Here is a 15159-nt window from a genome sequence, read left to right as displayed (position 1 = left end):
AAAAACAAAGCCGATACTGGATGAGTTCTTTATCTTCTGTCAGGGGATAAAGGATGCCCGGTGCTGTCTTCCGAAGAGCCGCCTGAGTCAGGGGGTACAGTACGTATTGGACAGAAGTCAGGAACTGATGAACTTCCTCAATGACGGCAACTGTGACGTCAGCAATAACACTGCTGAAAACTCAATACGTCCGTTTACCGTGGGAAGAAAGAACTTCTTATTTAACTTCACGGAGAACGGAGCCGATGTCAGTGCCGGATACTACACCATCATCCAGACAGCGATAGCCAACGGTCTGGCTCCGTACAAATATCTTGAATGGCTTCTTACGGAAATCAGTTCGGTAAGACCGAAGAACGTACTCAGCAACATGAGTCATCTTCTGCCGTGGTCAGACAAGGTTCCCGCAGACTGCAGGTCAAATAATCTGGAAGACCTGCGTCAGGCTGAAACAGCTTCCGAGGACTAAACCTTTACAATATCAAAAACTCACTGTGGTAGTAGCACAGTGAGCTTCAATTTTAAATAACCCTATTTGCTTACACGCATACGATTTTCACATGCTCACAGAGATGAGGACTATTTCTTTACTCTAATTCGATACCAGTCCTCTCTCGGATTCCCAACAATTCCGTGAAGAGCCATAAATTAAAAGCTCATTCCCCACGAAATGAGAAATGAGCTTTTTTTAATTTCCCCAAATAATATGTCATAAAAACTTATATAATTTGGGGTTTGCACTAGCTAACACAAAATACTAGTAGAGTTTCATCCATGATGAATTACCGACTATCGGATCTTTCAGGTTTGGACCACCAGCATATATTTCGGTATCCTCATCAGCTTCAGATCCAGCGGCTCTCACAGCTATAGATCCATCTGCATTATAGTATACTGATATTTCACTGGTGAGATAATTCTTAACAGCGGTTACTTCAACAACAGTATCCATATCAGTAAGAGTCCAGTCACCATACAACATGTAGCTAGTACCGCCACCAGAACAGGTATCACTAACACTAGGTACATTGACAGCAAATGCTACATTGTATGAATTAATAATCTTAGGATCTCTATAAATACGGGCACCGCTACCATAACTAGAACCCAAATTGTCATCAGCCAAATCCAGATACCAGCCATAAAGCTTAGTATCTTCATTTGGTTTTGCAGCCGGATCAACCTTAATACCGCCATCAGCGTAGCTATACTTTATTAAGCAGCCTTCTGCATTGCCGGAATTATGAACGTCTGATGGGTTGGCACATCTATGAACCAGTTCACCGTCATTTCTGTTTGATGCGTTAACAGAAGGATCGTAAGTATTCAGATCCCTTAACACATAAATAGTCTGGGTAGTATTGTATTTAAGTGATACAGTACCCTGATCAGCTGTTGTCCACAGACCACCAGTACCAAAGATCAGACCGACACCACCACCTGGATGATAGTCGATTGCCACCTTTGTTGTGATTGGCTGTGCTACACCGTTTGAATCAGTAGCTCTGAAGATAACTCTTGGTTCAGCATTAACCCAGTTAGCAACATTATAGTAATCATCAGGCTGTAAGCTCTTCAGATCTAACTTCCATAAGTTACCGAACAGGTCACCCCAATACATACCGTTGTATAACAAACCAACTTCATCTATTGATGATGAAGTTTGAAGTTGCAACGGTCCGAAAGCATTGGTTCTTCCGTATCCCCAAGGATCTTCGGCTGCAACATCACGTTCACCGATGATACATGGAGTAAATTCAGAGAGGGAACCGCTTATGCAAGAACCACCCTGACCGAATATATCTACAAAAGTTAAGCCTTGTTTTGCAGCATCATAACCACTTGCAAAAATAAAATATTCAATCGCTGAGTCAGATTCCTCAGATGTTTTTACTCTCACATAGGCTGGAGCTACACGCTGCTTACCAATATACTGAGACTGTTCTTCCTTAAGTTCCCAAACAAGAAGCTTATCACTACCGCTCATCAAAGCAGAAAGCTTAGCATCAACCCCTGAATTAGCAATAGAATCGATGGCTGACACATTCAACAGATAAGCACCTTTAACACCTAAACCATAAGTACCATACAGATAGACCTTTCCGCCTGATTTCAATACCTTTGGAGTACTGTCAACATAAGCCTGATGGTCTGTGTTGTAGGTTTCCTTAACAAGCTTTCCTAAATGAGGCAGCATTGCTGAAGGAAGATAAGATACAATAGGCTTACCATCGGCTTCGTTGAGAATATGGAGCATACCGTCATTTGCACCAACTGCAAGATACTTACTGTTATTCACAGTAAAGGCAACTACATCGGAGTTAATAACGTCAGCCAGAACGAATCTGAAATCTTCATCTCCTGTAATACTTTCAGAACGGTATCTCAGAGGCTTGTTTTCATTATTAGCCAGTCTCTTTGAGTAATTATCTGAGGTATTTAAACCTTCGTACTTGTGATCACCAAGAACCCAACGCACCAGCTTATCAGCATAAGCAAGATAATCCGGATCGTTTACCTGTTCATCAGTTAAAGAATTTTCATTGAGAATCTGACGGACAACATCATATCCTAAATACTGGACAGCACCACTCCCCTGAGATTCAGTAGCGTAACCACTTTTATCTGAGTTCCATGTATTATAGTTATATGGAATTTCCGAAGCATAGAATCTCTTCAACTGATGGTTAACAGAATCCAGGGTAATTACAACTCTGTCATCAGGTAAAGTAGCAGCAAATGTCTTGGCAGCATTCCATTCAACGTCACCGTTTATTGAGATGTTTCCTTTATCATCCGTAGTGTATCCACGTTTAGACACTGCACCGTACCAGGTTGACGGATCATAAGATGTACCGTAAACAGAACCTTCAGTACCCACTATGGCATCTGCAGCAACAAAGCTAGATCCAGACTTAAATGTCTGATCAATCTTATTAAGCATTTTCGCGATACCGTCACGCATCTTAACAGGATTTGTAACAAGATAGTAGTTATCAGGTTCTACCTTTGGATCTTTACGACCTGCACTATTATCCGGATTAATACCGTACTTTGCCGCAAACCAAAGAGGACTCTTTAACCAACCGGTATCACCATTGGCTTTGCTTTCATCAACCTTGAACAAACGGCTGGTGGTAACACCTAAATTGTTAGCTGTTGCATGCTTACCCATTGATGAAAGACGATCACCATGTAAACGTGCATTATAGTTTTTGGCCATATCCTTGAATATAGCATACTGCTTGTATCCAGCGTCATACAGTGCTCTTCTGTTACCGTAGTAGATCGCTGCATGAGGTGCAATATAGGTATCATAGTAGCTATCTATAACATCCGGAGACCAGAACGCATAATTATATGAAGTTTCAGTATAAGCGTAATAAGGGAACAGACACATATTGTCCGTAAAGGTAGTCTTGCCCTTTTCTGCAACCTGTGTAAGACCATGATCCTTGTCGGTGATCATTTTCCAGTAGCTGGAACGACATGAATCGATTGATACGTCATTTATAACGGTATCCAGTTCATACATGTTGGTATTACAACCTGTCTTATCAGTACTCTTTGATGACAGTTTACCCAAATCCATGTATACGCCTTCATTTTCAACACCGGTTATTACATAACCAGCATGCTGAGGAGCATATGGGTCACCATCTTCGTGAGAAAGCATAACTCTGACATAAGTACCTTTATTACCTTGAATAACCTTATACTTATATCCTACCACCCAGTCCATATCGTAGTCTGAGCCATATTCAAAGTCTTCGTAACTAACTCTGAACACACCTTCATCTGCACCGAGACTTTCTACATAGAAGTCAGCAACCTGATTTGTTGACTGTCTTAAACGAACATCCTTGGAAATATTTTTAAGATAAATTTCCTTGGTTGAATCATTGCTACTTACATTACAATAATCGCAAGGTGTTTTTGCGAATGGAAGTAATTCAACAGTTATCTGTTTTCCTGATTTAGTAGTAACAGGAATATTAATCTGCGGAACATTAGGCTTCATTGCAACTACATAAGTTGAAAGATACAGATTGGCCTTTTTACCGTTCGGACCTTCTGATTCTCTTAACCTGTTTTTACTGTACAGAGAAGCAACACCGGCAACATTGTAACTACCAAAACTGAAAGCAACGGAAGGAGCAAGGCCTATTACCTGACTAAGATTGGTAATATGCTTTCTGGATGGAATAAATTCATATGCACCGGAATCTTTACCACTTACCTGCCCCATGAAGTAACTGCCTTCAGCAAGACCATATTCATTAGAAACTGATGCGGTCTCACCAAGAATCGCTGAAGTATCACCGGAATATGGAGTACTGTTATTATAATTACTATCAAAACTGATATTTTCATCAGCAATCAAAAGAGACACAGGCTTAGCACAGTAGGTAGAACTTCCTTTTGGATACGGATCTGAACGGGTCACGTGACCAATCTTCAACTGAGCTTCTTCAAAATCAGACTTCTGATCGTCCAGGTCAACGCCTTTAAAATACTTGGCAGTCTGGTAAAGCATCTTTCCTACAGGATTACCCCAGTCATGACATCTGCCACCGGACTGGTTATACATTTTAACCAATGTATCATCTACACTTCGAGAACATTTGTTGTAGACACCGCCACCGTTAGGGTATCCTAAGTTATTTGAACCACTTTCCTTGGCAGATATGTTCATACGGTCGAAAGTAGCAACGATACCACAAATTGCCCCGGCACCATTGCTGGATACGCCTGAACACTTAATCGTACCAAAATTAAAGTCACCGGCTACGTGTGAGCTGGTGTTGTCGTAGTGAATTTCAGAATTAAAATCACCGATGTTTGCTCTTAAAATACCTGTCTGGATATTCTTTTCCCAGCCACCGCTGATAAGACCAAACTTCATACGAGGTTTATCACCCTGCCCATACTGCTGCAACAGACCTATAGGCTGCCAGATAGGTTCAGCTTCGGTGCCATAATTATAACAGTTATCATTATCATGGAACTGTTCGGTACATGCCACAACGGCTATGCCGCGTGTTTGTACAGTACTCGAGAAAAGACTTTCGTTCTTGGTTGTACTACCTTCAGTCTTCTTTGATCTATCAATTTTCTTCTGATTTTTTGAGCCTATGGCATCATTTGAGTCCTGATTGAAAGTCTGACGGCTTGCCCAGTCCCAAATATATGCCGGGTCTGTATTCTGTGATGACGGAGCTCTGCCAGGCATACCGGCATTATGCACTTTTGCATAACGAAGATATGACGTACTCCAGCGATATGAATTACCATTGCCATCATTGTTGCTGGCTTCATTTGGACTGTCTGGAGATGCTACCACAAAAAACCAGGCATCTTCTGCATTACCGGTATCAGCCAAATCAGTAAACTGAGATACCCTAAATTTCTGATCATACATTAAATCAGAAAATACCTTACCCCATGAATGAGAATCACGTATTACACGTGAGTGTGCCAACAGTGATGATCCATTGTACTTTGTAGTCTTTGCTGAACCGCTTGCAAGATCACTACCCTTGGTTGAGCTGTACACACGGGTTCCACCATACAGAACCTTTCTGATAACGTCAATACGGCTTGAGGTCACATAATTCAGAAAATTACCGCTCCAAGTTCCGCTACATATTTTGGCAGTTCTGGACGGACGATCCGTATTTGCCCACATGTCAAGGCTGACAGCACTGCTGTCAGTTGCAATAGCTACCGGATACCAGTATCCAGGGAATTTGCTGTAAGAAGAATTTGGCGTAGATGCATCTGGAACATTGGTCAGATTACTGGTTCCTGACTGATACTTGTAACAGAATTTCGGATCAAAAAGACCATAATATGAAATTGAAGGGTCAAACATGATATCAAGCTGACCATCACCATCAATATCAGTGTAATCTGAATAAGCTTCTGTAAACAAATTATGTTCTCTACCTACGGTCAGCATAACCAGTGGGGCAACCCCCAGACCTGCTATGCCGAACGGTGCGGTTGCAGGAGAATTGTTCTTAGCCTGCAAAAGTTCTTCATTTGAAGCGTTCTGCAGGTTAGGATTAGCCGCCAAAGCCACACCGGAGACCGTTAAACCCGTGGCCGCCATGAACACACAGGCATTAATGACTCTGGATAAATTTTTTAACTTAACCATGAGCTTACCTCACTTAAATTAAAGTATGAAAATAATTATTCTTTTTTTCAAAAATGAAAACTACTCAATTTACTATTAAATACTAACTAACAATTATTTTCAAAAAATTATTAACATTTAATAATAGAATTACAGTTTAATTCACAAAATTTGCATTTTAAACTCTTAAACTATTTAGTTTTATTTTTATAAAAAACTGTTAATTTACAACAGTTTTTAATATTTTGTTAAAAAATATTACTATAAATGGATAAACCGACACTAATTATCCTTTATTTATAAAATATTATAAATAACTATATATTGTATATAATTAGCACGCACTTTAATTTCATATATCATCTTTTTGATAAATCATTTATAGTTTTAAAACATGCAAAAAAGATTACTGCCGGACATAAAACATGTTAATAAAACATATTCTTTACATTTGCAAAAAAGCAAAATTCATTAACACACGGTATTAACAAATGTAAATTCAGGAAAATTTTTTTAACTTAGGGAAAATAGAGTTTTTCTCACATTTGTCATAAAAAAAACTCTATAAAAAAGCATAAGAATATTATAAGCCTGAGGGCAGTTTAAAATTCTGTTTTTCGTTTGAAACACCGATGTTCTCAACATCATAGTCAGCATTTTTGTTGAGGCATTTTACTATTTCCTCAATCAGGTATTCCGGAGCAGAAGCACCACTGGTAATAGCAATAATATTTTTTCCGGCGGTCATCTCCGGTGTGAGATCTGTGTAATCATCAATAAGATAGGAAACGCATCCTGTCTGTCTGGCAACCTCACTGAGACGATTGGAATTGGATGAATTCTTTGAACCGACAACCAATACCACGTCAGCAATTTTGGCAACTTCCTTCACAGCCTGCTGTCTGTTCTGAGTTGCATAACAGATATCGTTGGTTGCCGGTCCGGAAATTAAAGGGAAAGCCTGTTTCAAGGCACCAATACAATTCTTTGCCTCATCAACACTGAGAGTCGTCTGAGTTACAAAATGAAGCCTGTCAGGATGCATGATATTAATTTTTTTTATTTCATCAATGTCATTTATAACATGCATAGCCCCTACCCTGCTGGTATATTGTCCAACAGTTCCTTCCACTTCCTGATGTTTAGCGTGACCGATCATTATTATTTCTTCGTCCTGATCACTTATGCGTCTGACCTTTCGATGAACCTTATCAACAATAGGACAGGTTGCATCATAGACTCTGAGATTTTTACGTACGGCCTTCTGTTCAACTTCTTTTGAGACACCGTGTGCGGAAAAAACAGTAATGGCTCCGTCAGGAATTTCATCCAGACAGTCCACAAAGATGGCTCCATGACGATTCAGTTCTTCAACCACGTGTTTATTGTGCACAACCTCGTGCAGAACATAAACATTTTCATTTTCAAATTTTGCAAGCACAAGTTCAACAATCTGAATTGCTCTGCTGACGCCTGCGCAGAAACCGCGGGGGCTTACCAGCAGAATTTTTTTTCTGTTATTTTCCTGCATTGTCTGAATTTTCCTTATTATTCTTATTCAAAAACAGTTCATATACGCACCACAGAAAAACACCTGCGCATATTCCGCAGTCAGCAACATTGAATGCCGGATAATGATAGTTTCCAAAATTAAAATCAAGAAAATCTATAACGTAACCATATGCAATACGATCATACAGATTTCCCAATGCCCCGCCGACAATCAGTGCATACCCTGTATTTGAAATCAGCTGAGATCTGCTGTTTTTAAACATCCCCCTGATACAGAAACAGCTGACAGCTATGGCAATGACACTGAAAAAAACAACCTGCCATCCATTCTGTCCTGCAAGAAAGCTGAAGGCAGCACCGTGATTATGCACATGTATAATTCTGAAAAAATTAGGAATAACCTCAATGGAACCAGCGATATCATTAACCGGTACATTACTTACAATACATTGTTTTGTCAGATAATCCAAAAGCATGACCACAACAGAGAAAAGCAGATAAACCAGGCCGGTTTTAAAAATTTTTCCACCCATCCACAAATCCTTGATTATCAGTAAACAAAGCCCTGCATAAAACAGGGCTTATACATATTATAACAAATGCATCATGAACGCTTTATGCGAACTTACGGATTTCACCGTTGCCGTCGATATTCTCAGCACAACGCTTACAGATACCTGGATGACCTGAAACAGAACCGATTCCAGGAACTCGATGCCAGCATCTTTCGCACTTTTCTTCTGCTGTTGCAACAACAGTTACGGCTAAGCCGTCAATATCTGCCTTTTCAGCATCTGCTCCGTCAGCAAGAGGCAGTACTTCACACTTTGACACCAGAAGAACGAAGCGTAATTCATCTTCCAGAGCCGCAAGAGTTGCGGTAATGTCATCGTTTGCGTAGATCTTTACTTCCGCTTCCAATGAACTGCCGATAACCTTGTTCTTACGGGCATTTTCAAGCTTCTTATTCACTTCATCGCGAACAGTCTTAACCTTCTGCCAGAAATCATCATTAAGAGACGCGTCATCAGGAAGTTCCTTAAGACCTTCATACCATTCTGCTGTAAATACATACTTATCTCTCTTTCCAGGTAAGAGCTGCCATATTTCCTGAGCGGTAAAGCTCAGAATCGGAGAGAACCAGCGTACCATGGCTTCAGCAATAAGATACTGTGCAGTCTGACTTGATCTGCGGGCAACACCGTCGGTCTTGGAGGTATACAGTCTGTCCTTAACAATATCAAGATAGAAAGATCCCATATCTACGGAGCAGAACTGCATAATCTTCTGCACAACAGTATGGAAATCAAAGCTGTTATAAGCCTTGATAATTTCCTTCTGAGCCTTTGCGGCACATGATACTGCCCAGCGGTCAAGTGCAACCATATCATCGAAATCAACCATATTCTTTTCAGGATCAAAATCATTGATGTTTGCCAAAAGGAATCTTGAGGTGTTACGGATACGACGATATGCCTCGGCACTGCGCTTGAGAATTTCATCAGAAACGGTCATTTCACCGCTGTAATCGGTTGAAGCAACCCACAGTCTTAAAATATCAGCACCGAGTTTGCTGATTACATCCTGAGGACTAACAACATTACCGATTGACTTACTCATCTTACGACCCTGTCCGTCTACGGTAAACCCGTGAGTCAGAACAGTCTTGTATGGAGCCTTGCCTGAAATAGCGGTACCAATCATCAGAGATGACATGAACCAGCCGCGATGCTGATCTGAACCTTCAAGGTACATATCAGCGCTCTGACCGTTGTATTCAGGGCGCTTGCCCACAACGGTATAGCTGGTTGAACCGGAATCAAACCATACGTCAAGAGTATCTTTTACCTTAACATATCTTTCCTGTTCTTCAGCGGTAAGGACTTCCTTAGGATCAAGATCCCACCATGCCTGAATACCCTTCTTTTCAACACGCTTGGCAATCTCTTCAATCAGTTCCTGTGTACGAGGATGAAGTTCATTGGTATCCTTGTCTACAAACAGAGCGATAGGTACACCCCATGTACGCTGACGGCTGATACACCAGTCAGGACGGTTTGCCACCATCGCTTCAATTCTGTTCTGTCCCCATGACGGAACCCACTGAACCTTCTTGATTTCATCCAGTGCGTTGGTTCTGAGGCCCTTTTCTTCCATGCTGATAAACCACTGCGGGGTAGCACGGAAAATGATTGGTGACTTATGTCTCCAGCAGCATGGATATGAGTGATTAATCTTGTTAACTGCTGCCAGAGCATCCTTTTCCTTAAGAAGTTCAACAACCTTAGGATTTGCCTCAAACACGTTCTGACCGGCAAAATAAGGAGTTCCTTCAAGGAATCTGCCGTCTGCACCTACAGGACATGCAACTTCAAGATTGTACTTGCAGCCAACCACATAGTCATCCATACCGTGACCAGGAGCGGTGTGAACAGCACCTGTACCGGAATCATCGGTAACATGAGCACCGAGAATAACAGGAACCTGAATATCCAGGAACGGATGACAGAACTTCAGACCTTCAAGATTGCTGCCCTTGGTAACGGCAATCACGGTGTAATCAGTCACGCCGTATCTCTTTAAAGCTTCAGCCGAGAGAACTTCCGCCAGAATATAGCACTTGCCGTTATCTGCGGAAATCAGCTGATAGTTGAAATCAGCATTGAGACATACGGCTCTGTTTGCAGGCAGAGTCCATGGAGTGGTTGTCCAGATAACAATGTTGGGAACACCGTCACACTTGGCATTGCCGAAAGCACTGAGAACAGCTTCCTTGTCTGCAGCCTTGAAACATACGTCAATTGCATATGACTGCTTGTCATAGTACTCAACTTCAGCTTCTGCCAGAGCACTGCCGCAGTCAATACACCAGTGAACAGGCTTAAAGCCCTTTACCAGATGGCCGTTTTCCGCAACTTTGCCCAAAGCACGGATAATATTGGCTTCTGTTTCAAAATTCATGGTGAGATACGGATTCTCCCAGTCACCGAGAACGCCCAATCTCTTGAAATCATTGCGCTGGGCATCAATCTGGGTTCTGGCATACTTACGGCACTCTTCTCTGAATTCTGCTGCGGTAACCTTCTGACCAGGCTTTCCTACAAGACCTTCAACCTTGAGTTCAATAGGAAGACCGTGACAGTCCCAGCCGGGAATATATGGAGCATCAAAACCGCTTAAGGTCTTGGACTTAATTATGATATCTTTAAGAATCTTATTTACTGAATGACCAATGTGAATATTGCCATTTGCATATGGAGGACCGTCGTGCAGAATAAATGACTTTCTGCCTTTTCTGGCGTTTCTAATCTGACTATAAAGATCATCTTCATACCAGGAATTTAACATCAGCGGTTCACGCTTTGCCAGATCACCACGCATCGGGAAAGGTGTATCAGGCAAATTAAGAGTTTTCTTATAATCTGTCATTTTGATTCAATACCATAATTAAAAAACACTGTCTTCAGGTTTCTAAGCTTATGCTTATTTCCCCGCCGTATCATGAGCGATAGACTTGCCGACAGTATGTCTATACAAGAACGGAAAATACCGCACCTTTAATCATTAAAAGCCGACTGAAAACGATTGACAGTTTAAAACGTCAGACATTCTCAGCCGCTCAATAAACCTACGGATGAACACTGAAATACGCTCTGGTTTCCTGTTCATCCTTTGAAATCTGCTGTTTCAGCTCATTCAGAGACGGAAACTTGATTTCATCTCTCAGTTTTCTGATAAATGAAACTTTAATCTCTTTCGTATACAGATTGCCGGAAAAATCAAATACAAAAACCTCCAGCAGAGGATACGTACCGTTTACAGTCGGTCTCATGCCTACATTTGCCATGCCGTATCGCATGGATCCGTCGGGCATACAGACCTTCACAGCATAAATACCGAACAGAGGCACAACCCTTCGGTTAAGATTGATATTGGCCGTCGGAAAATTTATCGTTGACCCTATTTTTCTTCCGTGACAGACCTTACCTCTTATATAGAAGTATTCTCCAAGCATTTCCGATACTTTATCCAGAGAACCTTCCCTTAAAAGCTGTCTTATCACCGTTGAGCTGACACGCTCTCCGTGATATCTGTAGCTGGACATGCTGTATACTTCGAATCCGTATTTTCTGCCGGACTCGACCAGCAGATCATATCCGCCTTTGCCCATCCTGCCGAAACGGAAATCATCTCCGACTATAAGCAGTTTAACGTTAAGTCTTTTTACCAGGACATCCTCAATAAACGACTCAGGAGACTGACAGGCAAATTTCTGATTGAATTTAGGGCAGAACAGGTAATCGATATCAAGCTCCTTGAGTCCCAGAAACTTGTCTCTGAACCTGCTTAACCTTGCCGGTATTTTCTCACAGGACAGAAATTCCAGAGGCTGTGGCTCAAAGCACATTACACCCGTTTTAATACCCAGTTTACGAGCCTTCTCCTTCAGTTCACTGAGGACGGCTCTGTGACCTATATGCAAACCGTCAAAATTACCTATGGTTAGTGCTATTCCTTCAGCACGGCAGGTATAATTATCAAGATTTCGCACTAAGTGCATAATTCAACCAACTATTAAAAACAATTTTATTTATCAACAAGAATAGGATTATACCAAAAAAACGTTATGTTTATAACATTTTTTAAACTACGCCCCCTTTAGCTGAGACGGACGAATTCCCAGCAGCAGCAACGTTACAAAATAAACCGCAGCTCCTGATGCAACAAGACACACCAAATACACAATTGAACTTATATGGCTTATTCCGGCCCATTCAGCGGCATCAGTTGCAAAACAGCCCTTAAGGAACATCAAAACCATGGACATAACAATCGTACCGGCAAGAAGCTTTAGAACAAAAACAACGGTATTTCTGCTGATATGATAAATATTCTTCTTGGCAAGACCACGCAGAAGCAGTGAGGCATTAACAATGGATGACAGTGTTGTGGACAGTGCCAGTCCCAGATAGCCGTAACCGCTGTTTCCACCTACAAGCAGCCAGTACTCAATAGGAAATACTATAATCAGACTGCATATAATGTTGGTCACCATGGAAATGATTCCGTATCTTACAGGTGTGGCGGTATCCTGTCTTGCGTTAAATCCGGGAGCCAGAACACGAACAAGCATAATAGCCCATAAGCCTGACACTGAGGCTATTACACTCAGAGACACATGACCTGCAGCGTCGAGGCCGAATTCTCCACTCATGTAAAGAACGCGGATTATTGGTTCACGAAGCATTATAATCCCCATCATTGCAGGGAAACCAAGCAGAAGAACAAGCCTGATACCCCAGTCCAATGTCTTAACGTAACCATCAAGATCCTTTTTGGCAAACTGACGAGACAGGGCAGGAAGAATCACCGTTCCTATCGCCACACCGAAAATTCCTATCGGGAATTCCAGCAGTCTGTCTGAGTAATACAGATAACTGATTGCCCCGGTCGTAAGCTTTGTGGCGATAATAGTATTGATAATCAGATTAATCTGACTGACCGAAACACTGAAAATAGCAGGAATCATCAGTTTTCTAATCTTGGTCACACCAGGATGATTCCAGCTGAAGCGAGGTATTACCAGACATCCCAGCTTATACAGAAACGGCAGATGAAATAAAAACTGCACTACCCCGCCAGTCATAAAACCGATTGAAAGAGCCAGATTCGGATCTTCAAAGTAATCTTTCAGAACAAAACAGCTTGCAATCATGCAGAGATTCATCAGACACGGAGTAATGGCAGGAATCAGAAATTTTTCAAAGGTGTTTAATATGGCACCAGACACGGCTGTAAGAGTAATGAAAAACAGGTATGGAGTCGTTATTTTCAGTAAAAAAGAGGCCTGTGTAAATTTGCCTTCCCCAGGATTTTCCAGCCACTCCTGAAACCAGCCCCACCCGAAAACGGCCGTTATCACGCTGCTGCCCAGCATACCTATTACGGTAATAATGAAGACAACCGCGCCGAGAGTTCCTGAAGTATTGCTTATAAGATCCTTGAGTCCTTCCTGATCCTTCTTTGCCTTGAATTCAGACATAACGGGCACAAAAGCCTGACTGAATGCGCCTTCTGCAAACAGTCGTCTTAAAAAATTAGGAATTCTCTGCGCAAACAGAAAAATATCCGAACTCTGACCGGCACCAAGAAGATTAGCAATGCACACATCTCTTATCAGTCCGAGAATTCTGGACATGAAAGTGGCAAGAGACGTGATTATACTGGAACGAAATAATTTACTCATGACAATCTGCAATCAATAATCATATGATATGAAAATAATAATCCGTGCTCAGTGTATCATAACCGAAAAGACAATCTCACCGTCCGGACATAATGCTGCAGATTATAATATCTATCTCCCTCATTCTCAAACATAATACTGATTCCGCACAGTTACGCTTTTTGGATAATAATGAAAATATGACGGTTACGCTCAGTATGTACCGCCTTTGCACAGTGCCCAGCCGAGATTTAAATAAATACATCAAAAAACATGACAATCCGGCATGCTTTTGATATAATCCGCACAGTTTATTGTCCAAACCTAGTTTGATTGCAATACGCATGAAATCCTAAATTCCGGGAAGTGTCTCTTTGTGCCGTAAAGCTATCCATAAACAGGGACAAACCACATTACAGTCTGTGACATAACCGGCTAATTATGTCTAAGCGTAATAGAGACTTTTATCTGTTGTTTTTTCAGACAAAGACAATTATAATTGCGTGCATCTGAAAACCAATCAGAATTGAATGGTTTGTGTGTTTAAAGATTAACACTGATAAATTGAACGATAAACCTTAAAAGTATTGTTAAGTTTATCTTTATATTGAAGAATTTTTAGGAGTTTACTTTGGCAAATATCAAGTCTGCTAAGAAGCGTGTAATTGTTTCAGAAAGAAATCGTGTTCAGAATGTTGCTCAGCGTTCAGCTATGCGTACTGCAGTAAAGAAGGTTGTAGCTTTAATTGCTGCTGGTAAGAAGGATGAAGCAAAAGAAGCATTCAACAATGCTCAGGTTCTTCTTGACCGTGCTGCTAGCAATGGTTTAATCCACAAGAACAAGGCTGCTCGTCATAAGTCTCGTTTAAGTGCTCAGATCAAGGCTATCGCTTAATATCTGAAGTATCCTACTGATACAAACATTACGTAAAACCGGCACATTCCATGTGTCGGTTTTATTTTTTTAAATTTATTGAACTTTTTTTAAACTACTCTCTCTAACATAATAGAGCTGAGAGGCTCTCCTTCATAATAATATCTTTCTTAACTCGCTTTAACCTTAATTCTAAAGCGAGTTTTTTCATTTTATCCGGAAAAGTTCTTATAAAATAAGAATAGCTGCCGATAATTCACAGGTAAAACAGACTGTTTAGGTGATATCTGGAGACGGACCCAAATTATCCTCCAAATATAAACAGGTTAATCACAGGTTTATCTACAATGAATTTTTATCGAATTTTAGACTTCTATAACAATTTTCACTGCATCAAACAGAGAT

8 protein-coding genes are annotated in these 15159 nt (G+C 41.0%); 2 read left to right on the top strand and 6 right to left on the bottom strand.

The window, feature by feature from the left end; genetic code table 11:
* A partial coding sequence (locus BMY80_RS03710; RefSeq protein WP_143066444.1) for an IS66 family transposase occupies positions 1-469 on the top strand: 469 nt, incomplete at its 5' end.
* Between the two features lie 288 nt (positions 470-757).
* On the opposite strand, the gene BMY80_RS03705 is transcribed toward BMY80_RS03710, so the two are convergent.
* The 6 genes from BMY80_RS03705 to murJ form a co-directional block, all read right to left on the bottom strand.
* Positions 758-6163, bottom strand: coding sequence for a pilus assembly protein (locus tag BMY80_RS03705; protein ID WP_093141002.1), 5406 nt, complete (start codon positions 6161-6163; stop codon positions 758-760).
* Positions 6164-6725: 562 nt separating this feature from the next.
* A complete protein-coding gene (ispH, locus tag BMY80_RS03700; protein WP_093140999.1) occupies positions 6726-7673 on the bottom strand; it encodes a 4-hydroxy-3-methylbut-2-enyl diphosphate reductase in 948 nt (315 codons plus the stop codon).
* A complete protein-coding gene (lspA, locus tag BMY80_RS03695) occupies positions 7660-8187 on the bottom strand; it encodes a signal peptidase II (RefSeq protein WP_093140997.1) in 528 nt (175 codons plus the stop codon). Before lspA ends, ispH begins: the two co-directional genes overlap by 14 nt.
* Before the next feature lie 82 nt (positions 8188-8269).
* Entirely contained in the window at positions 8270-11083 is a 2814-nt protein-coding gene (gene ileS, locus BMY80_RS03690) for an isoleucine--tRNA ligase (protein WP_093140994.1), read from the bottom strand.
* Positions 11084-11282: 199 nt separating this feature from the next.
* The gene (gene ribF / locus BMY80_RS03685; protein ID WP_031579996.1) at positions 11283-12215 is read right to left on the bottom strand and encodes a bifunctional riboflavin kinase/FAD synthetase; all 933 of its coding nucleotides are present in this window, start codon (positions 12213-12215) and stop codon (positions 11283-11285) included.
* 87 nt (positions 12216-12302) lie between these two features.
* Positions 12303-13901 (bottom strand): murein biosynthesis integral membrane protein MurJ, encoded by a 1599-nt coding sequence (gene murJ / locus BMY80_RS03680; RefSeq protein WP_093141005.1) that lies wholly within the window; start codon positions 13899-13901, stop codon positions 12303-12305.
* Between the two features lie 610 nt (positions 13902-14511).
* Between murJ and rpsT the strand changes: the two genes are divergently transcribed.
* On the top strand, positions 14512-14775 hold the full coding sequence (gene rpsT / locus BMY80_RS03675; protein ID WP_031578754.1) for a 30S ribosomal protein S20: 264 nt from the start codon (positions 14512-14514) through the stop codon (positions 14773-14775).
* Positions 14776-15159 lie beyond the last annotated feature (384 nt).

The organism is Ruminobacter amylophilus, from assembly GCF_900115655.1.
GTDB lineage: Bacteria > Pseudomonadota > Gammaproteobacteria > Enterobacterales > Succinivibrionaceae > Ruminobacter > Ruminobacter amylophilus.
Note: the sequence above shows the minus strand (reverse complement) of the source record. Positions and strands in the feature narration are given on the sequence as shown.